This is a genomic window from Cohnella rhizoplanae (assembly GCF_948329515.1).
Taxonomy (GTDB): Bacteria; Bacillota; Bacilli; order Paenibacillales; family Paenibacillaceae; genus Cohnella; species Cohnella rhizoplanae.
On sequence record NZ_CAOJCN010000003.1, the window covers coordinates 1 to 20,630 of the forward strand.

At 65.2% G+C, this 20,630-nt stretch carries 19 protein-coding genes; 13 read left to right on the top strand and 6 right to left on the bottom strand.

Annotated features, from left to right (window positions below; all coding sequences use genetic code 11):
* The 3 genes from PQG80_RS06845 to PQG80_RS06855 form a co-directional block, all read left to right on the top strand.
* Positions 1-389: adenylate/guanylate cyclase domain-containing protein (locus PQG80_RS06845; RefSeq protein WP_271750505.1), on the top strand; the 389-nt coding region annotated here is incomplete at its 5' end.
* 107 nt (positions 390-496) lie between these two features.
* A complete protein-coding gene (locus PQG80_RS06850; protein ID WP_271750506.1) occupies positions 497-2,074 on the top strand; it encodes an NHL domain-containing protein in 1,578 nt (525 codons plus the stop codon).
* A 156-nt stretch (positions 2,075-2,230) separates the two neighbouring features.
* Positions 2,231-3,790, top strand: coding sequence for a L,D-transpeptidase (locus PQG80_RS06855; RefSeq protein ID WP_271750508.1), 1,560 nt, complete (start codon positions 2,231-2,233; stop codon positions 3,788-3,790).
* A gap of 20 nt (positions 3,791-3,810) precedes the next feature.
* Here the strand turns inward: PQG80_RS06855 and PQG80_RS06860 are convergent, their stop codons facing one another.
* Positions 3,811-3,954, bottom strand: coding sequence for a hypothetical protein (locus PQG80_RS06860; RefSeq protein ID WP_271750509.1), 144 nt, complete (start codon positions 3,952-3,954; stop codon positions 3,811-3,813).
* Positions 3,955-4,138: 184 nt separating this feature from the next.
* On the opposite strand from PQG80_RS06860, the gene PQG80_RS06865 reads away from it, so the two are divergent.
* The 4 genes from PQG80_RS06865 (at position 4,139) to PQG80_RS06880 (ending at position 7,956) form a co-directional block, all read left to right on the top strand.
* Complete coding sequence (locus PQG80_RS06865) at positions 4,139-5,245, top strand: quinone-dependent dihydroorotate dehydrogenase (protein WP_271750510.1); 1,107 nt, start codon at positions 4,139-4,141, stop codon at positions 5,243-5,245.
* Between the two features lie 69 nt (positions 5,246-5,314).
* On the top strand, positions 5,315-6,121 hold the full coding sequence (gene yjbM, locus PQG80_RS06870; protein WP_271750511.1) for a GTP diphosphokinase: 807 nt from the start codon (positions 5,315-5,317) through the stop codon (positions 6,119-6,121).
* Between the two features lie 123 nt (positions 6,122-6,244).
* Positions 6,245-7,153, top strand: coding sequence for a pseudouridine synthase (locus tag PQG80_RS06875; RefSeq protein WP_271750512.1), 909 nt, complete (start codon positions 6,245-6,247; stop codon positions 7,151-7,153).
* Positions 7,150-7,956 carry a Cof-type HAD-IIB family hydrolase gene (locus tag PQG80_RS06880; protein WP_334219809.1) on the top strand — a complete coding sequence of 269 codons (807 nt, stop codon included), beginning with the start codon at positions 7,150-7,152 and terminating at the stop codon, positions 7,954-7,956. Before PQG80_RS06875 ends, PQG80_RS06880 begins: the two co-directional genes overlap by 4 nt.
* 62 nt (positions 7,957-8,018) lie before the next feature.
* On the opposite strand, the gene PQG80_RS06885 is transcribed toward PQG80_RS06880, so the two are convergent.
* The 3 genes from PQG80_RS06885 to PQG80_RS06895 all read right to left on the bottom strand — a co-directional run bounded on the left by PQG80_RS06885 (position 8,019) and on the right by PQG80_RS06895 (position 10,867).
* A complete protein-coding gene (locus PQG80_RS06885) occupies positions 8,019-8,111 on the bottom strand; it encodes a YjcZ family sporulation protein (RefSeq protein WP_271750513.1) in 93 nt (30 codons plus the stop codon).
* A 185-nt stretch (positions 8,112-8,296) separates the two neighbouring features.
* Positions 8,297-9,694, bottom strand: a complete 1,398-nt coding sequence (locus PQG80_RS06890) for an RsmB/NOP family class I SAM-dependent RNA methyltransferase (RefSeq protein ID WP_271750515.1) — start codon at positions 9,692-9,694, stop codon at positions 8,297-8,299.
* 15 nt (positions 9,695-9,709) lie between these two features.
* Positions 9,710-10,867, bottom strand: a complete 1,158-nt coding sequence (locus PQG80_RS06895) for a diguanylate cyclase (RefSeq protein ID WP_271750516.1) — start codon at positions 10,865-10,867, stop codon at positions 9,710-9,712.
* Between the two features lie 104 nt (positions 10,868-10,971).
* On the opposite strand from PQG80_RS06895, the gene PQG80_RS06900 reads away from it, so the two are divergent.
* The 3 genes from PQG80_RS06900 (at position 10,972) to PQG80_RS06910 (ending at position 16,989) form a co-directional block, all read left to right on the top strand.
* Positions 10,972-12,114 (top strand): glycosyltransferase family 4 protein, encoded by a 1,143-nt coding sequence (locus tag PQG80_RS06900; protein ID WP_271750518.1) that lies wholly within the window; start codon positions 10,972-10,974, stop codon positions 12,112-12,114.
* A 39-nt stretch (positions 12,115-12,153) separates the two neighbouring features.
* Positions 12,154-13,434, top strand: coding sequence for a metallophosphoesterase family protein (locus PQG80_RS06905; protein WP_271750519.1), 1,281 nt, complete (start codon positions 12,154-12,156; stop codon positions 13,432-13,434).
* Positions 13,435-13,542: 108 nt separating this feature from the next.
* Positions 13,543-16,989 (top strand): AAA family ATPase, encoded by a 3,447-nt coding sequence (locus tag PQG80_RS06910; RefSeq protein WP_271750520.1) that lies wholly within the window; start codon positions 13,543-13,545, stop codon positions 16,987-16,989.
* Positions 16,990-17,165: 176 nt separating this feature from the next.
* Here PQG80_RS06910 and PQG80_RS06915 read toward each other — a convergent pair whose 3' ends face one another.
* Entirely contained in the window at positions 17,166-18,233 is a 1,068-nt protein-coding gene (locus PQG80_RS06915) for a YkvI family membrane protein (protein WP_271750521.1), read from the bottom strand.
* 90 nt (positions 18,234-18,323) lie between these two features.
* Positions 18,324-18,935: a hypothetical protein gene (locus PQG80_RS06920; protein ID WP_271750522.1), complete on the bottom strand. Its 612-nt coding sequence runs from the start codon at positions 18,933-18,935 to the stop codon at positions 18,324-18,326.
* A gap of 222 nt (positions 18,936-19,157) precedes the next feature.
* On the opposite strand from PQG80_RS06920, the gene PQG80_RS06925 reads away from it, so the two are divergent.
* From PQG80_RS06925 to PQG80_RS06935, 3 genes are all read left to right on the top strand, one after another.
* Positions 19,158-19,730, top strand: coding sequence for a xanthine phosphoribosyltransferase (locus tag PQG80_RS06925; protein WP_271750523.1), 573 nt, complete (start codon positions 19,158-19,160; stop codon positions 19,728-19,730).
* 110 nt (positions 19,731-19,840) lie between these two features.
* On the top strand, positions 19,841-20,167 hold the full coding sequence (locus PQG80_RS06930) for a hypothetical protein (protein ID WP_271750524.1): 327 nt from the start codon (positions 19,841-19,843) through the stop codon (positions 20,165-20,167).
* Positions 20,168-20,276: 109 nt separating this feature from the next.
* Entirely contained in the window at positions 20,277-20,549 is a 273-nt protein-coding gene (locus PQG80_RS06935) for a hypothetical protein (protein ID WP_271750525.1), read from the top strand.
* Positions 20,550-20,630: the final 81 nt, after the last annotated feature.

The following is a 20,630-nucleotide window of genomic DNA, read 5'->3' on the forward strand; positions in this document are numbered from 1 at the left end:
AGATCCAGCAGGGGATGAAGGCGATCAGGCAAACGATCCGGGAGAAGTACGGCTGCGAAGTGAATGTCGGAATCGGCATCCATACCGGCACCGTCGTCGTCGGCAACATCGGCTCGTATCTGCGCGTGGACTATACCGCGATCGGCGACAACGTGAACATCGCGGCGCGGATCGAATCGCAGACCAAGCCGGGACAGATCATGGTATCCGACGCCGTATACGCCAAGACGGCCGCCTATTTCCGGTTCGACGAGGGCGAGGATCGCATGTTCAAAGGCAAGTCGCTGCCGATCCGCGTATACGAGCTGCTGGGCGTGGACGGAGCAGGCCGGGACGAAGATACAGCCGAGGACACAGGGCCGTCGCTTGCGGACAAGGACGCGATTTAGCGACTTTCGGCGGATTTTCCGCCGAATTCGCTTGTATACAATAAGATATATCTGAATTTGTCATTAGCGGAAACGACCAGATCGATAGCAGATGAAGGAGAATGAACATGAAAGCATGGACAAGCAAAACGGCCGGCGCCGCCCTGGCGCTCGCGATCGGTCTGACCGTACCCGGAGCCGCGTTCGCGGCCGACGCGGGATGGCTCAAATCGGGCAGCCTGTACGAGATCCGCACCTGGGCCGGGCAGGCCGAGTGGGGGAGCCAGGACGGTCCGCTGGCGGGCGCCTCGCTGTTCCAGCCGCACGCGATCGCGGTGCGCGCGGACGGCAGCCTGGCCATCGCGGACAGCGGGAATCACCTGATCCGCATGCTCGCAGCAAGCGGGGTCACTACCTACGCGGGTCACTTCTCGGGCTCCGACGAAGGCGGGCTTCCTACCGGTTCCTATCACGACGATCTGGCGGACAGAGCCCTGTTCGACAAGCCGCTCGGTATCGTCTTCGACGCCGCAGGCAATGCTTACGTCGCCGACGCGGGCAACAACGCGATCCGCAAGATCTCTCCGGACGGCAAGGTGACCACGCTGGCGGGCAGCGGCTTGGCCGGGAACGCGGACGGCAAGGGAAGCGCGGCGACGTTCGCCTCGCCGTCCGATGTCGCCGTCGATGCGGCGGGCAACGTATACGTCGCGGACACGCTGAACCATGCCATCCGCAAGATCTCCCCCGACGGCGCCGTCACGACGCTGAACGCGCCTTCGACGCGCGTAGGCCAATATCTGCCCGGCGCGGCCGAGAGCTACGGCGACTACGCGGACGGCGCGCTGGCAAGCGCCAAGTTCAACGAGCCTAGCGGGCTCGCGCTGGACGCCAAGGGCAACCTTTACGTCAGCGACCGCGGCAATCAGCGCATCCGCTATATCGACTTCGCTGCCGGCACGGTCGGCACGGTCGCCGGGACGGCGCCGGCGCTGGGCGCCGACAGCCCCTACGCCGAGGGCGACTACCTGGACGGCGCAGCCGCCTCGGCCCGATTCGACGCGCCAGAGGGGCTCGCGATCGCACCTGACGGGACGCTCGTCATCGCGGACAGCCTGAATCATGTCGTCCGTCTGCTCAAGGACGGACAGGTGACGACGCTGGCGGGCGAGGCGACCGAGCCCGGTTCCGCGGACGGAGTCCTCTATGCGGCGCAGTTCGATCATCCGACCGACGTCGCCGTGCTGCCCGACGGCAGACTCGCGATCGCCGACGAAGCGGGCAACAAGATCCGTCAGCTTGCGAGGTACGCGGGCGCTGCGGGGCTCAAGAAGGACGGCGCGATCAAGACGCTGCTGAACGGCGCGCCGCTAGGGTCGGACAAGCCCGCGTTCGTGGCAGGGGGCGCGACTTACCTGCCGCTGCGCGTCGTCGGCCAGGCGACGGGGTTCGCCGTGACGTACGACGCCAAGACCAAGACCGGCAAGCTGTCCAAGGGCGATGCCGTGTACACGGTGACGAACGGACAGAAAAAAGTCGCGAAGACGGTCGGCGGGCAGAAGTCGGAACTGGCGCTGAGCGCGGCTCCGGTGCTCAAGGACGGCAGCTTCTACGTACCGGTCCGCTTCTTCGCTACGGAGGGCGACCTCGATATCCAATGGGATGGCGCGGTTCAAGCCGTAATCATCCGCAGCAAGACGTTCTGATCGCTTCAGGTCATCGGGACCGTTCGCAGCGCCAGCCGCTGACGAACGGTCCCTCTTATTTGTGGCAGCTGCGAACGCGATCCGAGCGGAGGTCTAAAACAATGACGGTCAGCGACCGACATTATCGTTAGCTGTCGTTAGCGGGAGGGAAGGAAAATGTCCAAGGACGATCGACTCGAGGAGCAGATTAACCAGTTCTACGAACACGGGCCGGACGTGCACGACGCGCTCCCGATGAAGGATTACTTGCTGAAGCACGAGAACAATCAGATGGCTTGGTACCTGCTCGGCAAGCAGTACCTGTCCCGCGGTCAGGAAGCCAAGGCCAACTATTGCTTCGCGCAGGCGGGGGCGGTGTACGAGGCGTTCGAGTCTAAAAAAAGCCCGCAGCTGGCAGCGGGGGAGCCGTCGGAAAAAGCAGCGATGAAGGGGCCCGTACGCCGGCGGCGCGCAGGCTGGCTGGCCGGAGCGGTCGCCGTGTCGCTGCTGGCGCTGGGCGTATTCGCGTATGCCGAGCGGGCTGCGGCGCCCGAGAAAACCAGCGCGAGCGGCGGAACGGCGGGAACGGCCGCATCCGAAGGCGTTCAACAGACGCCTGGCGAGACCGCCCCGAGTCCGGCTACGGATGGAAAGGGAGGGCAACCGGGCGGAGCGTCGGGCGGATCGGGCAGCGGCGGACCTGGAGGTGGCGGGGCAACCGGAGCTGCCAAGCCCGCCGGCTTGATGGCGGCCGCGGCGGAACGGGACGGCGCAGGCAAGGCGATCCTGGGCGGCCTCCTCACCGCCCAGGATCGGGCAGCGCCGTCGCTGCTATTCAGAGCGCCGCGGTTAGGCGCATGGGTCGACTGGGTGAAGGCTGGCGCGCCGATCGCGCAGGTAGCCGCGCCTGCCGGACGCGCGTCGGCGAGCGTCGACTGGTACGACTCGGGCTGGTGTCCGTGCGGCACGGCCCAGGACGGCAAGCAGACGGCCGCGAAGATCGCCGCCTGGAAGCCGCTCCAGGAGAGCAAGCTCGTCCTGCGCTCGGCGATGATCGCATACAAGCAGCGCGCGGGCAAATGGCCGGCAACGCCCAAAGCGCTGGCCGCGGCCTATCCGAACAATGTCATGTCCGGTTGGAATGCGGAGCAGACCGCCTGGTTCGGCGAGCTCTCGGCGGCGCTGGGGGCCAAGACGTCACCTGCCGGGGCCCCTGCAGGCTGGCCCGATGCCTCGGGACCGGCAGCGGGCAACGGCAAGCCGGCGGGCCTGGTAGCGCCGCTCGCGGAGCAGCCGATCGAGATCGTCATCGATAAGACGAGGCATCGCCTGGCCGTGATCAGCGGCGGCTTGCTGCTGCGCAATTATGAGGTAGGTCTCGGCGCGAAGGATACGCCTACGCCCGAGGGGACCTTCGTCATCACGGAAAAGGTGCGGAATCCGAACGGAAGCGCAGACGGCGCGTTCGGCAGCAGAGGGATGACGCTGTCCGATACGTTGTACGCCATCCACGGCACGGACGAGCCGACGAGCGTCGGCAAAGACGAATCGCACGGCTGCGCGAGGATGAACAAGGAGGACGTGGAGGAGCTGTTCGACCTGGTGCAGATCGGCACGAAGGTGACGATAAGCAAAGGGGGGCTGCCCGTCGAACTGCGCGCGCCGGAAAAGCGCTTCAAGCTGACGCCTGCGCAGAACGAGACCAACCCCTCCAAAAAATACGAATGGCTGAGTTAACGTCAACCCACGGACGCCGCCTACGGATTCACGATCAGCAGGACGGCCACCGCGATGACGATGACGCCGAATACGGTACCCGCGATGATGAGGCCGCGCTTGTTGACCTGCTCTTTGGCTTCGGGCTTGCGGTTGATCGGTGCTTGTTTTTTTGGCGCGCTCATGGGAACCAACCTTTCCATTTTACATAATCGGCATATGCTACTATTGTAAACGCTTGATCTTTAAAACGCCAGATGAAACGGACGCGCGCGGAGGCGATATTCCCTTTTCTTTTGGCGCAGAAAAGGCTAAACTGATACGCGAGGGTTTTACGCGGCTGATCCGATGCCGCCGCGATTTGAAAGGATGCTGAAACGCTTGTACAAGTGGGTTAAACCCCTGTTTTTCAAAATGGATCCGGAGGACGCCCACCATCTCGTCGTGGACGGCATGGGCGCCGCTTCCCGCATCCCCGGCGTACCGGCGCTGCTGTCCGGCATATGGGGCGTGCCGGAGGCGCCCGAGCTGGCCGTCGACCTGCTCGGCTTCCGCTTCCGCCATCCGGTCGGCCTCGCCGCGGGCCTCGACAAAAACGCGAAGGCCGTCAAGGGCTTCGGCAGCGTCGGCCTGTCGTTCCTCGAGGTCGGCACCGTGACGCCCAAGGGGCAGCCTGGCAACGATAGGCCGCGCTTGTTCCGGCTCCCGCCGGACGAAGCGCTCATCAATCGGATGGGCTTCAACAACGAGGGCGCCGACGCGATGGCCGCCAGGCTGTCGCGGCTCGGCAAGCGGAAGGTCCCGCTCGCCGTCAACATCGGCAAGAACAAGGCCACGCCCAACGAGGACGCGGCCTCGGATTACCGGGCTTGCCTGGCCAAGCTGTATTCTTACGGCGACCTGTTCGTCGTCAATATCAGCTCGCCCAACACGCCCGACTTGCGCGCGCTGCAGCATGGCGACGAGCTGCGCGATCTGCTGGCCGCGGTCAAGGACGAGATGGAGATCCAGGCCGCCGCGCACGGCGAGCTGCCCAAGCCGATCCTCGTGAAGATCGCGCCGGACAACGACGAGACGCAGCTCTCTTATATGGCGGACGCGATCGTGGCGAGCGGCATATCCGGCATTATCGCGACCAACACGACGATCGGCCGGGACGGACTGTCGCACGCGAACATGTCCGAGACGGGCGGTCTCAGCGGACGTCCCCTGACGGCGCGTTCCACCGAGGTCATCCGCTCGCTATACCGCATGACCGGCGGACGTCTCCCGATCGTCGGTTCGGGCGGCATATTCACGGCCCAGGACGCCTACGACAAGATCAGGGCGGGCGCTTCCCTGGTAGAGGTGTATACCTCGTTGATCTACAAAGGCCCGGGAGTGGTCAAGGAGATCGCTGCCGGCTTAAGACGCCTGCTGAAGCAGGACGGATACACCCGGATCACCCAGGCGGTCGGCGCCGATCACAAGCGCTGATCGCGGACGACCTCCGGCTGCAGTACACGGTAGTGCGGCAATGCGCGGCAGGAAAGGATGCGTAGACGTATGGACGGAAGAGACTGGAGCAAGTTCCTCTTGCCCTATCAGCAGGCGGTTGAAGAGCTTAAGATCAAGCTGAAGTCGCTGCGCACCGAGCTCAAAGCCCGCGACGAGTACGCGCCGATCGAATTCGTGACCGGCCGGGTCAAGCGGATCTCGAGCATCCTGGAAAAAGCGAAGCGGCTCAGCGTGCCGATGGATCAGATTCAGACCGGGATCGAGGACATCGCGGGCATCCGCATTATGTGCCAGTTCGTGGAGGATATCCACCGGGTGGCGGACATGATCCGCATCCGCAAGGACCTGCGGCTTGTATACGAGAAGGATTATATTACGAATTATAAAGACAGCGGCTACCGGAGCTACCATATCATCGTCGAATATCCGGTGCAAACGTCGCTCGGCTCGATGCCGGTGCTGGCGGAGATCCAGATCCGGACGCTTGCCATGAACTTCTGGGCGACGATCGAGCATTCGCTGAATTACAAATACCGCGAGCAGCTGCCCGAGCATGTGCGGGAGCGGCTTCGCAAGGCCTCGGAGGCCGCGTTCGCGCTCGACCGCGAGATGTCGAGCATCCGTCAGGAGATCGTGGACGCCCAGCAGGACTTCGAGGAGAAGTCCGGGATCGTCCGCAAGGTGCTTAACGATATTCAAGGTCTATACTTCTTCCGCCGCTTCCGGGAGGCCGCGCAGTTCCAGCTTCGGTTCAACGAGCTGTGGGAACAGGAAGACATGTGGTCGCTGGCGGAGCTGTCGCAGGAGATTCAGGCCGCGCTTGCCAGGGCGGGCAAGCACAACAGCAGCCAGTAACCGAATCGGTACAAGGGAGTCCGGGCCGGCGGGAACGCCGCCTGGCGGCTCTCTTTTTTTATAAGGCAAGCAGCGCGCGGCAACGAAGGAACAAGGTTGCGCTCGCACGCGAAGGAGACGTATATGAAAACGAAAATGAGACTGGATAAAATGCTGGGGAATCTCGGCTACGGCACGCGCAGCGTCCTGAAGGGACTCGTCCGGCAGGGAGCCGTCACGGTGAACGGGAACCCCGTCAAGGATCCGGGCATGCAGATCGATCCGCATGCGGACGAGGTCGTGCTAGAGGGCGAGCGGATCGTATACCGCGATACCGTCTACGTCATGCTCCACAAGCCCGCGGGCTTCGTGTCGGCTACGGAAGACCGCCGCGAACGGACGGTGCTGGAGCTGCTGCCGGAGGATTTGGCCGTATTTTCGCCCTTCCCGGTAGGGAGGCTGGACAAGGACACGGAAGGATTGCTGCTGCTTACCAACGACGGCAAGCTGTCGCACGACCTGCTATCGCCGCGCAAGCATGTCCCTAAAACGTATCAGGCGCTCGTCGCCGGCCGCGTCGGCTCGGACGATATCGCGACGTTCGCGACGGGCGTCACGCTGGACGACGGTTATGTGACGCTGCCTGCCGAACTGCGCGTGCTGGACGATTCGGCGACTGAATCGAGGGGCGATTCGGCCCCGGGGGATCCGGAAGAAGCGGTCGCGCCGGCGGAGCGGGCAATCTTTACGGCCGAAGCGGCACGGGCACGGCTGGATACGGTCCCCGCGCTGCAGGCGAACCGGACGAGCCTGCAGGAAGCCGTCGCGGCAGGCGAGCCGCTAAACTGGGTCGAGGTGACCATCGGCGAGGGCAAGTATCATCAGGTGAAGCGGATGTTTGAATCCGTCGGGAAAAAGGTGCTCTATCTTCGCAGACAATCGATGGGCCCGCTGCCGCTGGACGAGTCCCTGAAGGCAGGCGAATGGCGCGAATTGACCGAGGAGGAGCTCGAACGCTTGCGCAATTACAAAAAAGCGGGGGAGCGATCATGATGAATTACAAGCTGATCGCGCTGGACGTGGACGGAACGCTGCTGAACGACGACCACGAGCTGACGCCCCGCGTGAAGCGGGCCGTGACCGCGGCGGCTGCCGCCGGCGCGGAGATCGTCCTGTGCACGGGCCGCGGCTCGGCGAGCGCGTTGTCGGTGCTCGCGCAGCTCGGCTTGTCCGGAACGGTCATCACGCATAACGGCGCGTCGGTCGTAGACGGAGAAACGCGTGAAATCTTGCAGGAGTCGACGATCGGTGCGGACGAAGCCGGCCGGTACCTGGAGCTGCTTCGGGAACGCGGCGTTCATTTCGATTTGAACACGGCTTTCGATATCTATGTAGAGCGGCTTGACGAGCAGACCGCTTCCATGTACGAGCGTATGCTGGCGGAGCCGATCCTGCGATCTCCCGGCGAACAGCTCCCGGGCCGTACAGTCAAAATCTCGATATTCGCCCCCAAGGCCGATCTGGACGAACTGGAGACGTATTGGCGCGATTGGAGCCACGAGCTGCAGTCGATCCGGAGCGGCGACTACTTCATCGATCTTCAGCACCGCGAAGCCTCCAAAGGTACGGCGCTTGCGCAGTGGGCGGAAAAAAGGGGCATACCCCGCGAAAGCGTGCTGGCCATTGGCAACTACTACAACGACATCGGGATGCTGCAATATGCCGGGCGCGGCGTCGCCATGGACAACTCCCCGCCGGAGGTCAAGGCAGCGGCAGACGAGACGACCCTGTCCAACAACGAGGACGGCGTGGCCGTCGTGCTGGAAGCCTGTCTGGCCGTCGCGGAACGGAACTGAATAATCGCAAGCAAAAAGCCGGCCCGGGGGCCGGCTTTTTGGCTTGATTATTGATTGCTCGATTAGAAACCTGCACGAAGGATGATGACGAGCAGAATGAAGAGCACCAGAACGAACGCAGCGGACGAACCGTAGCCACCTGCAACACCGGACATGCGAATTCCTCCTTTGTCATTCAGTCGGGTCGCCGAGGGAGCGGCGGGACTTCGTTTCCCGCTTGCCGCATCGTCGCTCGGACTACTCTATACTATGACAAAGTCCCGGAGCGGATTGGACAGATGCCCGGATCGCCTTTATTTTAGGCGCGTGGGCATGCATGCGCGAAGCGATCGCCTGTCCGTCAGCCCGTTGTACGCAGCCCCTTCGGATAATGGTTTTTCAGCTGGCCGCCGCTGGCCTTGAACCAGCCGAGCGGATAGCCGTCCGCGCACAACAGCCCCCAGCCCTTGGCCGCCTCGCCGGCGCCATCTCCGGCATCGTCGAAGAGGGCCTCCCCGCGCAAGTAAGCGTCGACGGCATCGCTGTCGGCCGGATAATCGCGCACAAGCGCGGCTTGTTCCTGGCGGACGGCGTGCGCGAGGGCATGCGACGGCTCGAACCGACCCTTTCGGACGTCGCCCAGATGCAGGCCCGGACGATGCGTCCGGAGGCCGCCGAGCGACTCGGCCGGGAGCGGGGAGCCGGCAGGCTGCGGATACCAGTACAGCGAATCGCCGAACAGCAGGGGAACGCCATCCCCAGGCAGCGCGTAACCGGGCAGCGACTGCTGCGCGAACGCTTCGTACAGCTTAAGCGCGGCGATCGCGCCGCCCGCTCTGGTACGCGGCGGCTTGACGCCTTTCGCAGGCCGTTTGTCCGGAACGCCGTCTTCGGCCGCGTCTTCGGCCGCTTTTTCCAGCACGGCGGCGAAGTGTCCTTCGCCTTCGCCTCGATGCGGCCACATGCGACGCGTCGACACGAGCCGGAAGGACGGATGCAAGTCCAGAAACCAGGCGATCGTCTCCTCGTTCTCCTCGCGGTTGAACGTGCAGGTCGAGTAGACGAGTCGTCCGCCGGGCTTAAGCATGGCGGCGGCGTCGGGCAAGATGTCCCGCTGCCGCGCGGCGCAGGCCGTCACCGCGTCCGCGGACCATTCGGCGCAGGCCGCCGGATCCTTGCGGAACATGCCTTCGCCTGAGCATGGGGCATCGAGCATGATCTTGTCGAAGGCTCCGGGAAGCCGCTTGGCCAGCTCCCCGGGCGCCGCCTGCACGACGACCGCGCCGGCGATGCCGAGCCGCTCGACGTTCTCGGACAGGATGCGGGCGCGGCCGGGATGGATCTCGTTGGCGACGAGCAGCCCCACTCCCCGCAGCTTGACGGCGATCTGGGTCGTCTTGCCTCCCGGCGCGGCCGCTAGGTCCAGCACGAACTCGCCCGGACGCGGATCGAGCAGCTCCGCGGCGATCATGGCGCTTGGCTCCTGAATATAATAGAGTCCGGCATGGTGGTAAGGGTGCTTGCCCGGACGGGAGCCGCCGTCATAGGAGAAGCCCGTACCGCTCCACGGCACGGGAGACAGCCCGAACTCGCCGGTCATCCCGCGCATCGCCGCGGAAGCGCCGGCCGGCTCGAGCTTAAGCGTATTGATACGAAGCCCATACGAACGCGGCTCGTCCATGCTGCGCAGGAAAGCCTGGGTCTCATCGCCCAGCTGGGCCGCGATTCGTTCGACATAGGTTGGAGGCAACGATGGCATGGCGTGCACGGCTCCTTAAGCGATTTCATGCGGCGTTACGCGATTTTTGCCCCCGCGCTTGGAGCGGTACATCGCTTCGTCCGCGTTTTTAACTAGCTGCTCGGCCTTGACGCCGGGCTGTGAGAGGGCGTAGCCGACGCTGACGGTCACGATCGTCTCCTTGGCTATGCGCGCGCGGATGCGCTCGGCGACGGCGGCCGCGCCCGGCGAGGGCGCGTGGACGAACGCCACCAGTTCCTCGCCGCCGTAGCGGCCGGCGAGCCCGATGCCTTCCGTCTCCTCCCGCAGAATCGCGGCCGCATGCTTCAGCACGGCATCGGCCGCCTGGTGCCCGCGGGTATCGTTCAACTTCTTGAAGTCGTCGATGTCGCAGAAGATGGCGCCGACGGCGCCTTGCCCGGCGTTCTCCAGCGCCTTCTCCAGCCGCGCGGTGAAAAAGCGCCGGTTGTACAGGTCGGTCAATCCGTCCGTGATCGAGGAGCGGTACGCGGACTGCATCAGCTCGACGACGCGCTCGAAGAGGATCATGAACAGCACGATGTAATAGAAGACGGGCAGGATGGCCGCTATCATGTCGAACGCCGCATTTACGACGCCGAAGTCCCGCGAGAGGAAGGCGGCCAGCTGGCCGAAGAAGGCGAAGCTGAGGCTGACCGCATACCGGGCGCGCTGTCTCACATGCGGTCCGAACATGAGCGCGAACAGCGCGGACAGCAGCAGGACGAAACCGTCCTCGAGCGCCATCAGAAGGTCAGCCGGGTCTCCGGGCCCGGTCGGATCCGCAGGGCTGCCCGTCCGCGACAGAAGATTGCAGACCGCGATCGTGACGCCGACGGCGAGCAATCCGAAGAACCACGCCCGCGTGCGCGTCCGCCTCCTGTAGTATAATTCGAAGAAAGCGAAGTTAAGCGAGATGAAGCCCGCGATGTACAGCACGTTGCTCAGCTCGGGGACGATCGGCCCCCGGAGCAGGTTCAGGGCGCCTGCGAGCGCCAGTCCGTGATAGACGGCGAGCAGGGTCAGCGCGAGCAGAAGCAGGCGGAACGCGCTGCTGCGGCTGCCGGCGATCAGCCGATAGGCCATGAACGTCATCAGGCCGATAATCACGACGGATGCGGCGGCGGAGGAAGCGAACAGCAGCTCGCGGTTGTTCCAGAAGTCTTGAACGTTCATTCGTATCCCGGCCTCGCTTGCAGAAACATATGTTCCACTATATCATAATTTAGATAGTGCGAGATAGTAAGGCTGCATAGCAGGGCTATAAGGAGGAATCGCCGATGAATATTTTGCAGGCGTTGTTTTTCCCCCCGGAACAACCGGGCGGCGTATCTTCCATGGTGCCTTATATCGGCGAGCGTTTCCGCAAGATCGGATGGGATATGGAGCTGTTCTCGATCCCGAAGCGAATCCGGAACAAGGGACAGGAGCCGTTTGAATTCGATACGTTCGACTGGCGTCCGTACGCGGGCAACCCGGTCGTGGACAAATATATGCAGACGCTGAAAGACTACGTATGGTGGACGAAGCTCAGGCTGAAAAACGGTTACGACCTGATTCACGCCCATCACCCGGTGGCGGCCCTGGCGCTGAGGAAGAGCTATCCGGACACGCCGATGATCATGACCGTCCACTCGAGCTTCGAGCGGGAGCTGATCCTGAACGGGCGTATCGCCGCGGACGGCCCCGAGCACCGGTTCCTCACGTCGCTCTACGGCGAGCTGGAGGCCAAGACGGACAAGATGCTGACGGTATCGCAGTCTTTTGCCGGATACATGGGCGCTTATATGAAACGGCCCGAGCTCATCGGCGTCATCCCGAACGGGTACGACGAGCGCCGCTTCAAGCCGATCTCGCACGACAACGAGGTGGCTCAGATCGTCACGGTCTGCCGGCTCGTGCCGGCGAAGGGCATCGATCTGCTGCTCAAGGCGTGCGCCGAGCTGCGCAAAAAGGACCGGAAATTCGTGCTCCACATCATCGGCGACGGTCCGATCCGGCCCGAGCTGGAGCGTCTGGCGCAGGAGCAGGGGATCTACGACGAGACGATCTTTTACGGCTATATGCTGCATCCGGAAGAGATGCTTCCTTTTTTCGATATCTTCGTGCTCCCGTCGCGCGCCGAAGCCTTCGGCTCGGTGTTCGCGGAGGCCGCGCTCTGTCTGCTTTCCTTGATCGGCACCGACGTCGGCGGCATCTCCGAGCAGATCGAGGACGGCGTCAACGGACTGCTGGTTCCCGGCGAAGATCCGCACGCGCTGGCCGAAGCGATCGACAAGCTCATCATCGATCCTCATTACCGCTACGAGCTGGCGCGCGCGGCATGGAACAAGGCGAAGAAGACGTATTCGCTGAACCGCGTCATCCAGGAGCTGAAAAAGATTTATATGGATCTCGGGCCGCAGGCCGAAACGGCGCCTTGAACCAACGCCGGCAACTATCTTGAATGCGGAGTTGAGAGGATGCAGGTGCCTTTTCGGTTTATGCATGCCGCCGACCTTCACTTGGACAGTCCGTTCCGCGGGCTGTCCAAGGTTCCTTATGCGGTCCGGGAGCGATTGAAAAATTCGACGCTGAACGCGCTCGACAAGCTGGTGGACGCCGTGCTGGCGGAGGAAATGGACTTCCTGGTGCTGGCCGGCGACCTGTACGACGCCGCGGACCGGTCGCTGCGTGCGCAGCTGCGGATGCAGAAGGCGATGGGCAAGCTCGCCGAGGCCCGCGTGCAGGTATTCGTCGTGCACGGCAACCACGATCCGTCGGGAGGCCGCTCCGCGCGGCTCGAATGGCCCGAGGCCGTCCATGTGTTCGGGACGGAGGAGGTCGGCTGCCGACCGGCTTATACGCGCGGGGGCGAGCTGGCGGCGCATGTGTACGGGATCTCGTACGCGGAGGCGGCCGTGAGGGACAACCTCGCGCTGCGCTACCGCAAACGCGAAGGAGCGCCCTTCCATCTGGCGATGCTGCACGGCAATATCGACGGGCTGGAGGGGCACGACAACTATGCGCCCTGCCGGCTGGCGGAGCTGGCTGCCGCCGGCTTCGATTATTGGGCGTTCGGCCATATTCACGACCGGCGCGTTCTGCATGAATACCCGCATGTCGTCTATCCGGGCAACGTACAGGGACGGAGCATCCGGGAAACGGGTCCGAAGGGCGCGTACCGCGTGGACGTATCCGAACAGGGACGCATCTCGCTCGCGTTCCGGGAGCTGTCCGAGGTGAGGTGGCTCGTCCGCGAGGTACGGCTGGGCGCCGAAGACGGAGAGCAGGCGCTCCAGGACAAGCTGCTGGAGGCCGCAGAAGAAGCGAGACGCGAGTCCGAGGGGAGGCCGTCGGTGCTGCGCCTGCGGCTGACGGGCGGCGGGGCGCTGCTCGAGCGCCTGCTGCGGGACCGCGAGGCCGAGTCTTGGACGGCGGAGCTGCGGGACTGGCTCGGATCGCCGGACGAGCGGGACGACTGGGTGTGGATCGAACGCATCGCCCTCGAGGCAGGAAGCGTCAGGGCCGCGGCCCCGGATGCGGCCGAGGACGGATTCCTGGGCGAGCTGCTGCGGCTATCGGCCGAGGCGGCTAGCGACCCCGCCGCTTCGCGGGCGCTGCTCGACGAGGCGGCGGAGCCGATGCGCCGCCATCCGAAGCTGCGGCAATGGCTGGACGGGCGCGACGCGGCGCAGCGCGCGGAGCTCATCGCGCGAGCGGGCGAGCTGGCGGCGGCGCTGCTGCGCGAGGGCGGCGAATAGCGCAGGAACGGAGTTGGGTTTGCCGCGCGTTCCGGCCCGAAAGGCGGACACGAAGGCAGGCGTGGGACGGGTACGAAGGCGGCAACGGCGGCAAAGGAGGCAAAGCGCGTGTACATAGAGGAAGTGCATATCGACGGCTTCGGACCGCTTGCCGGCGTGCGGCTGCGTTTCGACGCGCCCGCTACCGTCCTGTGGGGCCCCAACGAAGCGGGCAAGAGCACGCTGCTTCGTTTTATACGCAGCATGCTGTACGGCTTCGCGACGCGCGCGCAGCTGCCCGAGCGGGGCGAGCCCGTCGGAGGCGGCCGCCACGGCGGCAGGCTGGTCCTGCGCGACGAACAGGGCCGACAGAGGATCCTAGAGCGGTACGGGGACGTGCCCCAGCGCAAGGGAGGTCCTGTCGCGGTGCTGCGCGAGGAAGACGGCCGGGAGCGGCATCTCACGCAGCCCGAGATCGAGCGGCTGCTGCTCGGCGGCGTGTCGGAGCAGCTGTTCAGGCAGCTGTACGCCGTCAGCCTGGACGAGCTTCACGAGCTCAGGTCGCTGAGGGGCGACGAGATCGGCAACTTCCTGTATCACGCCGGCATGGCCGGCGGGGCGGCGCTGACTTCGGCGGGCAAAAAGCTCAGAGCCGAAATGGACCGGATCTACCGGCCTAAGGGCTCCGTTCAGGAGCTGGGCGAGCTGCTGGCGCGGATCCGGGAGCTGGAGAGCCGTCTGCGCCACGGCCGGCAGGAGCTCGGCGCCTATCAGGAAGCGCTGGCGCGGATGGAGGCGCTGAACGAGCGAGCGGCGCGGCTCGAGCAGTCGTTGCCGCGGCTGCGCGCGAAGGCTGCCGAGGTCCAGGGAGCGCTGGACGGTCGCGAGTGGTGGCTGCGCGCCGCCGCGCTCCGCGCCGAGGAAGAGGCGATCGCGCAGGAGCTGACCGGCGACGGCCAGGCCGCCTCGCTGCTGCCGGCGGAGGCAGCGGCCGAGTGGCAGCAGCTCCGCGAGCGGAGGGATGCGGCGCTCGCTGCGGCGAGACAGGCTTCGCTCGAATGCGAATCGCTCGCAGCGGAGCGCGCCGGGCTGGCATGGGACGAGCGGCTGATCGCTCAGGCGGAGGCGCTGGCCGCGATGGAGCTGCGCGGCGACGCGTTGGAGGCGAGGCGAGGCGAATGGGCCGGACTCGAGTCGGACATGCGCATGGCCGAGGAAGCGGCGGCCGCGGCGCTGCTGCGGCTCGGTCCCGGCTGGGGAGAGGCGGATGCCGAAGCCGCTGCCGCCTTGGCGGACCGGGAGGAAGCGCGCGGGATCGGCGATCGTTGGTCGGAAGCGGAGCGCAGGCGCGAACTGCTCGCGGCGGAGGCGCAGCGTCTGCGGCGTCAGTTGGCGGCGTTCGACCTGGAGGCGGACCGCCGCGGGGGCCGGGAAGCGCAAGCTCGCAGTGTCTGGCGCTTCAGGCCCGACACGCGGGAGGCGCTGCTGCGGGCCTGGCACCGGCTGGACGACGCGCTCCAGGCGGCGGAGTCCGCGCGGCGCGAATTCGAGTGGGCGACGGCTGCGGCCGAAGAAACGGCGGTCGAAGCGGTTGAAGCTGCCGAGATTGCCCGACGTCCCGAACGTGCCGAGGGCGAATACGATCGGAGCGGAGCTGCGGGACGCGGCAGAACCGGGAGCCGTGCCGACGGGCGCAGCCGCTCCAGGCGGCACGATCGGGCGGAGCACGCGACGCGCATGTACGGGGTCGCGCTGCTGTCGGGCATCGGCGCCTTGGCGGCGCTGGTCGCCGCGTTCGCCGCGGACGAAGGGCAGATCGCGTATGCCGCGCTGGCGGCGGTGCTCGCCGTCGCCGCCGGGGGTGCGGCGGCGATGGCGCGGCGGCCGGCGGCGGCGCCGGGTTCGGGCGTTCATCCGCAAGCCGCTACCGCCGCCGCGAACGCCGCCGCGCGGCGTCTGGCCGCGGCCCGGGAATCGGAGGAGCGGACGAGACGGCTGGCAGGCGAGGCGCTGAAGCAGCTGCTCGAGGAGCAGGAAGCCGAGGCGGCGGCCACTTCGGCGCTTGGAGCAGCCGAGGCGGGGCGAAGAGCGCTTGGCGACGGATGGACGTATGTAGGCGACCCGGAATTGCGGCTTCGTCTGCGGGAGGAGGTCTACCGCGAGCTAGACCGGCTGGCCGAAGCCGAGTCGGAGCAGGGACGGCGCGCAGACCGGCATGCGCGCAGAGAAGCGCTCGCCCGCGAGCTGGCCGGCACCGAAGCGGAGCTGGCGGAGACCGAATCGGCAGTCCGCGGCATACGCGCGGAATGGTCCGATTGGCTGGCGGCCCGCAAGCTGCCGTCGCATCTGCAGCCGAGCGCGCTGCCGGAGCTCGGCCAGCTCGCCGAGCAGGCGCTGCAGCATCTGCGGCAGCGTGCGAGGCTCGCGGCGCGTTATGATGCGCTGCGCGCCGAACGCGTGGCGTTCGAGGCGGAGGCTGCGGCGCTGCTCGCCGCGTGCCCGCCCGCGGCTCACGCGGGCCGGGACGCCGCCCTCGCGGTGAAGCTGCTGCTTCGCGAAGCGCGAGCGCAGCTGGACCGTGCCGCCGCGGCCCGACGGCTTGAGGAGCGGATCCGTCAGGCGACTGCCGCCGAGGCGGACGCGCGGTCCGCGCTCGCCGTCGCCGAGGCTGCCGTGGCCGCCGCCGTTCAGGCGGCAGGCGCCGGGAGCGAAGACGCGTACGCGCTTCGCCTCGTCGCGGACGAACGCCGCCGCGCGCTGCGGCGGGAGCGCAGGGAGGCGGAGCTGCGGCTGTCCGCCGGCCGAGGCGAAGCCGAGCTGCAGGCGTTGCTGCGCCTGCTGGAGGCGCAGGACGAGGCTGCGCTCGCTCTCTTGGCGGAGCGGACGAGCGAGGCGCTCTCGTCCTGCGAGGCGGAGCACGCGGAGGCGCTGGACATGCGCGGCCGGCTGGCGGAGCAGCTCGAGCGGCTGCGCCGCGAAGCCGAGACCGAAGAGAAGGCGCTCGAGCTCGAGGAGCTCCAGGCCGAACTGGACCGGCTGGCGGAGCGCTATGCGCTCCTCGCCGTAACTGCCGAGCTCATCCGCCTCACGCGCGTCGCGTTCGAGGAGGAGCGCCAGCCCGCCGTGCTCCGTCAGGCGTCCGCTTATTTTGCGGAATTGACGGAGGGCAGGTACGCGCGTATCTCGGTGCCCGGCGACGCGGCCGACCTGATCGCGGAGACCGTGGATCGCCGAGCGGTGGGCAGCGCCTTCCTGAGCCGGGGCACGCAGGAGCAGCTCTACCTGTCCCTGCGATTGGCGCTGGCGGGCGCAGCCTCGCGGGAGCAGGCGATGCCGCTGCTGCTCGACGATTTGTTCGTCCACTACGACGAGGCGCGGCTCAAGCGCTGCGCGAACGTACTCAACGAGCTGGCTCAGTCGAGGCAGCTCCTCCTCTTTACCTGCCACCGGCACGTGGCCGAGGCGCTGTCCGGGGGCATGCAGGATGCGAGGCTGCTGAGGCTGCCGGAGCTGCAGCCCCGCACGCAACATGCAGACGGTGCCGCGTCGGCGGATGCCGGCTCTAGCCTGGCATAAGAGGCTATGCCGCCGGGATACCCGGAACCGACCGCGCCAAGCCAGCCCAGCCCGAAGAGGCCCCGCTCCGCCGACATGCGCGATACCTGCGCGAACTGCCGGCGAAGCGGGGCCTCGACGTATCAAGCCACGTTACCCGGTTACCGTCGCCGGGCTTCCGTACGAACCGCCGGCCCTCACGTGAAGCCCTCCGGCGGAGCGGGCGGCGGCGTTGGACGGGCCCGGTCCCTGCTCATGAGCATGACCCAGCCCAAGCTCAGCATGCCGAAAATCGGGTACAGCGTCGTCAGCAGGGGGCCGAAGCCGAATTGGCCGGCCGCGAAGCAGAACAGCAGCACGATCACGACAAGCGCGTTCAGCGGAATTTTCACCCGTTCCTGCAGCTGAAGCGACAGACCGTAGATGTCCGCGACGAGCGTCGTGAAGATCTCCATGAAGATCAGGAACACGAATATCCAATGGATCCACGGCCCGATCTCGCGCGCGATGCCCCCCATGGGGATGTCGAACTGGGAGACGCCCGGCATGCGCGTGGACAGCGCCATATGGCCGGCGATCAGCATCCCGCCGATGCCGAGGCCGCCCATCCAGGCGCCCCTGCGCAGGATGACCGGATCGGCGATCCGCGCGCCGAGCGGCACCAGCACGGCCTGCGACATGGAGAGATTGAAGGCGCCGTACAAGAAGGGCGAGAGGATCGCCGCCCAAGGCGACATCTCCATCGGCAGGGTCATCCAGCGTTCCGCCCCGGGCCCGCGCAGCGTCTCCACGACGAGCGCGGTCGTGAAGATCAGCATGACCGGCACGACGAGCGTATTGATCGTCATGATCGCGGTCATCCCTTTGCGGAGCAAAAAATAGCAGGCGGCCATCGTAATCAGCAGCCCGCTCTGATAACTCAGGTTCAGATGCTCCGAGAAAATCGAACCGGCCCCGGCCAGCATGACCGCGTTCACGCCCAGCAGGACGAGGAGCATCAGATGGCTGATCCACGTCCCGGCCCTGGGACCGAACAAATGCTTGTTCAAGTCCTCGTACGATCTGGCGCGCATCTCGGCCGCCATCAGCATCATCTTGGCGCCCAGCCAGACGAAGAGCGCGGTCGATACGAGGATCATCGGAGCGGCCCAATTGCCGAACCGGGTAAAAAACTGCAGCACTTCGCGTCCCGTCGCGAATCCCGCGCCGACGACCGTGCCGATGAAGGTGAATGCCACCTGCAGGCTTAAGCCCCATCTCCTCATTGCTAGCGGACCTCCCCGACTCGTCCATGACTGTCCTTCTCCCAGTCTATGAGCGAGCGGGACGCGCCATGACAAGCCTGGCGAGGTCTGCTAGACGAGCGCTTGTCCGATCAGCTTCAGGGCGACGACCTTGCCGGTGGCGGGGTCGAGATCGAGCCGCAGGATGCCGCCCTGCACGTCGGCCGTAAGCGACGGGGCGGAAGGGTCCTCCTTAAGCGCCAATCTGCGGGCGGCGTCGGCGGACGAGCTGCCGACGTCGACGTCAGGAATGCCGGAGCGGATGTTCGCCGACGAGATCTCGACGTATACGACCCGGTCGGAGGCGTCGTAACCGACGGTCAATCCGCCGTATTCGCGCATGGAGATCGTACGTCCGGCATCGGGCAGCGCGTAGCTGTCGCCCGGCGAAGCGCCGATTGCGGCTTCCGCGTCGGTCAGATCCATGCCAAGCGAGATGCCGCCGAGCTCCGGCCGATCCCGCGAAGGCGCTTCGCCAGTCTCCTTGGGGGCGTCTGCGTTATGCGCATGCGCCGACACTTCGGGCGCAGGGCTCCCGGATGCGGGGGAGGAAGTCGCGGCAGCGGGAGATTCATCCGCGGATTCGGGGCTGTGCGCGCTGCTGCATGCGGCAGGCAGCAAGAGGATGCCGAGGGCCAGGAAGCCTAAACGCAGCTGCCGTACAATCCGTGGGCTGTCATTCATTCGTACACCGCCTTACATTCTTTTCTATATTTAGTTGGACCCGCTAATAGGCGATAAAGTTGCTTCGCGCTTCGGATTTGAGCAGATCGGCATGGGTTGAACGTCCCGCAAGGCCGGCCGCGGAGGAATATGGTCCCGGGAACGATAAACCTCGCGCCGATGTTGCGTGAACGAGCGGGGATATGGTATTTTATTCGGAAAAGAGTGGACGGGGAGATTGTCATGGAAATATTGAAGCAACGGATTTTAGAGGAAGCGACCGTCGTGAGCGCGGGCGTGCTGAAGCTCGACTCGCTGCTGAATCACGGCGTCGATCCGGGCCTCACGATGGAACTGGGCAAGGAATTCGCCCGCCGCTTCGAAGGACGGGACATCACGAAGGTAATCACGATCGAGGCGTCGGGCATACCGGTCGCCTTCGCCACGGCGCTCGTAATGAACCTGCCGCTCGTGTTCGCCCGGCGCAAAAAGACGCTTCTTAACGAACCGGATGCCTACTGCGAGCGGGTGCCTTCCTTTACCAAGGGGATCGTCACCGATCTGCTCGTATCGCGCCACCTGCTGAAGGCGGAGGACAGAGTACTGTTCATCGACGATATCATCGCCAACGGGGACGCGGCCAGAGGGCTGCTCAAGATTCTCGAGCAAGCGGGCAGCACCGTAGCCGGAATCGGGATCGTGCTGGAGAAGTCGTTCCAGGCGGGGGGCAGGACGCTGAGAGAGCTCGGCTACGAAGTCGAATCGCTCGTTAAGATCTCTTCTTTGGAAGGTAACGCCATAACTTTCGAGGACTAGCCCGTTCGGATTGTAATATAATCCCAAAGCCCAACCTTTCAGAGAATACTTCCCGCCGGGATGCCATTTGTTCTATAATAAGGCTAAGTGCAGAGGGAGGCGAGCAGCAAATGGGAGACATGAATGTATCGCGGCAGTTTTTCGTCGACAAGCTGGAGCAAGCCAAGATCCATTTCGAGCGCGCGCTCGACTGCAAGCATACGGAGTTCGACGACCTTTATCCTTATATGATCGAGCATCCGCAGTTTTTCTGGTATAAGCGTTATGTGGCATGGTCGGAGCTCCTCACGATCGTGAAGCTGTGCGACGAACTGGAGATCTCCTGGGCGGAGCAGTTCACGGAGCGTCAGGCCGAGTACGTGCGCGGCCGCGTGATGTCGAGCAAGGTGCTGGATTACTGGTACGAGACGAACGAATCGCGGGAGCATGTCGGTTGAGCAGCTGCGGCGTTGAATAGCGGGAGGACCCGACGAGACAGCCGTCTTGTGCGGGTCCTTGTTTATATGGGTCAGCGTTATATTTCAGGTATGCCACAAGGAGGCAGTCATGGCCATCAGCGACGAACAGCTGGATCAATACCGGTTGGAGGGAATTAAGGTACGCGTCGTACGGGATGCGCTCCAGATCAACGACGTGCGCGGCATCGTCGTCGCCTGGGACGATGACTTCGTGCTGATCAGGCGTCCCAACAGGCGCGTCGTGAAGCTGCGGCGCAGCTATGCGATCGGTCCCGCCTCGGAGCCGAGGCAGTCGCCGGTCATGGAGGGCGCGCCGTACGAGCTAGAGGATGTCGGCGAACCGGATGAACCAAATAACTGAAAATTAGAACTTTGCGGACGCGCTTGACTTGGCTTTCCTGCGCGTGATATTATGAGTCTCGTGATTGCGGAACATGAGGCG

Coding starts and splice junctions, on each gene's coding strand:
- PQG80_RS06905 (WP_271750519.1), top strand. CDS start 12,154: ATGCAGGTGCCTTTTCGGTTTATGCATGCCGCCGACCTTCACTTGGAC.
- PQG80_RS06855 (WP_271750508.1), top strand. CDS start 2,231: ATGTCCAAGGACGATCGACTCGAGGAGCAGATTAACCAGTTCTACGAA.
- PQG80_RS06850 (WP_271750506.1), top strand. CDS start 497: ATGAAAGCATGGACAAGCAAAACGGCCGGCGCCGCCCTGGCGCTCGCG.
- PQG80_RS06915 (WP_271750521.1), bottom strand. CDS start 18,233: ATGAGGAGATGGGGCTTAAGCCTGCAGGTGGCATTCACCTTCATCGGC.
- PQG80_RS06930 (WP_271750524.1), top strand. CDS start 19,841: ATGGGAGACATGAATGTATCGCGGCAGTTTTTCGTCGACAAGCTGGAG.
- PQG80_RS06885 (WP_271750513.1), bottom strand. CDS start 8,111: ATGTCCGGTGTTGCAGGTGGCTACGGTTCGTCCGCTGCGTTCGTTCTG.
- PQG80_RS06880 (WP_334219809.1), top strand. CDS start 7,150: ATGATGAATTACAAGCTGATCGCGCTGGACGTGGACGGAACGCTGCTG.
- PQG80_RS06860 (WP_271750509.1), bottom strand. CDS start 3,954: ATGAGCGCGCCAAAAAAACAAGCACCGATCAACCGCAAGCCCGAAGCC.
- PQG80_RS06890 (WP_271750515.1), bottom strand. CDS start 9,694: ATGCCATCGTTGCCTCCAACCTATGTCGAACGAATCGCGGCCCAGCTG.
- PQG80_RS06895 (WP_271750516.1), bottom strand. CDS start 10,867: ATGAACGTTCAAGACTTCTGGAACAACCGCGAGCTGCTGTTCGCTTCC.
- PQG80_RS06865 (WP_271750510.1), top strand. CDS start 4,139: ATGCTGAAACGCTTGTACAAGTGGGTTAAACCCCTGTTTTTCAAAATG.
- yjbM (WP_271750511.1), top strand. CDS start 5,315: ATGGACGGAAGAGACTGGAGCAAGTTCCTCTTGCCCTATCAGCAGGCG.
- PQG80_RS06935 (WP_271750525.1), top strand. CDS start 20,277: ATGGCCATCAGCGACGAACAGCTGGATCAATACCGGTTGGAGGGAATT.
- PQG80_RS06925 (WP_271750523.1), top strand. CDS start 19,158: ATGGAAATATTGAAGCAACGGATTTTAGAGGAAGCGACCGTCGTGAGC.
- PQG80_RS06875 (WP_271750512.1), top strand. CDS start 6,245: ATGAAAACGAAAATGAGACTGGATAAAATGCTGGGGAATCTCGGCTAC.
- PQG80_RS06900 (WP_271750518.1), top strand. CDS start 10,972: ATGAATATTTTGCAGGCGTTGTTTTTCCCCCCGGAACAACCGGGCGGC.
- PQG80_RS06920 (WP_271750522.1), bottom strand. CDS start 18,935: ATGAATGACAGCCCACGGATTGTACGGCAGCTGCGTTTAGGCTTCCTG.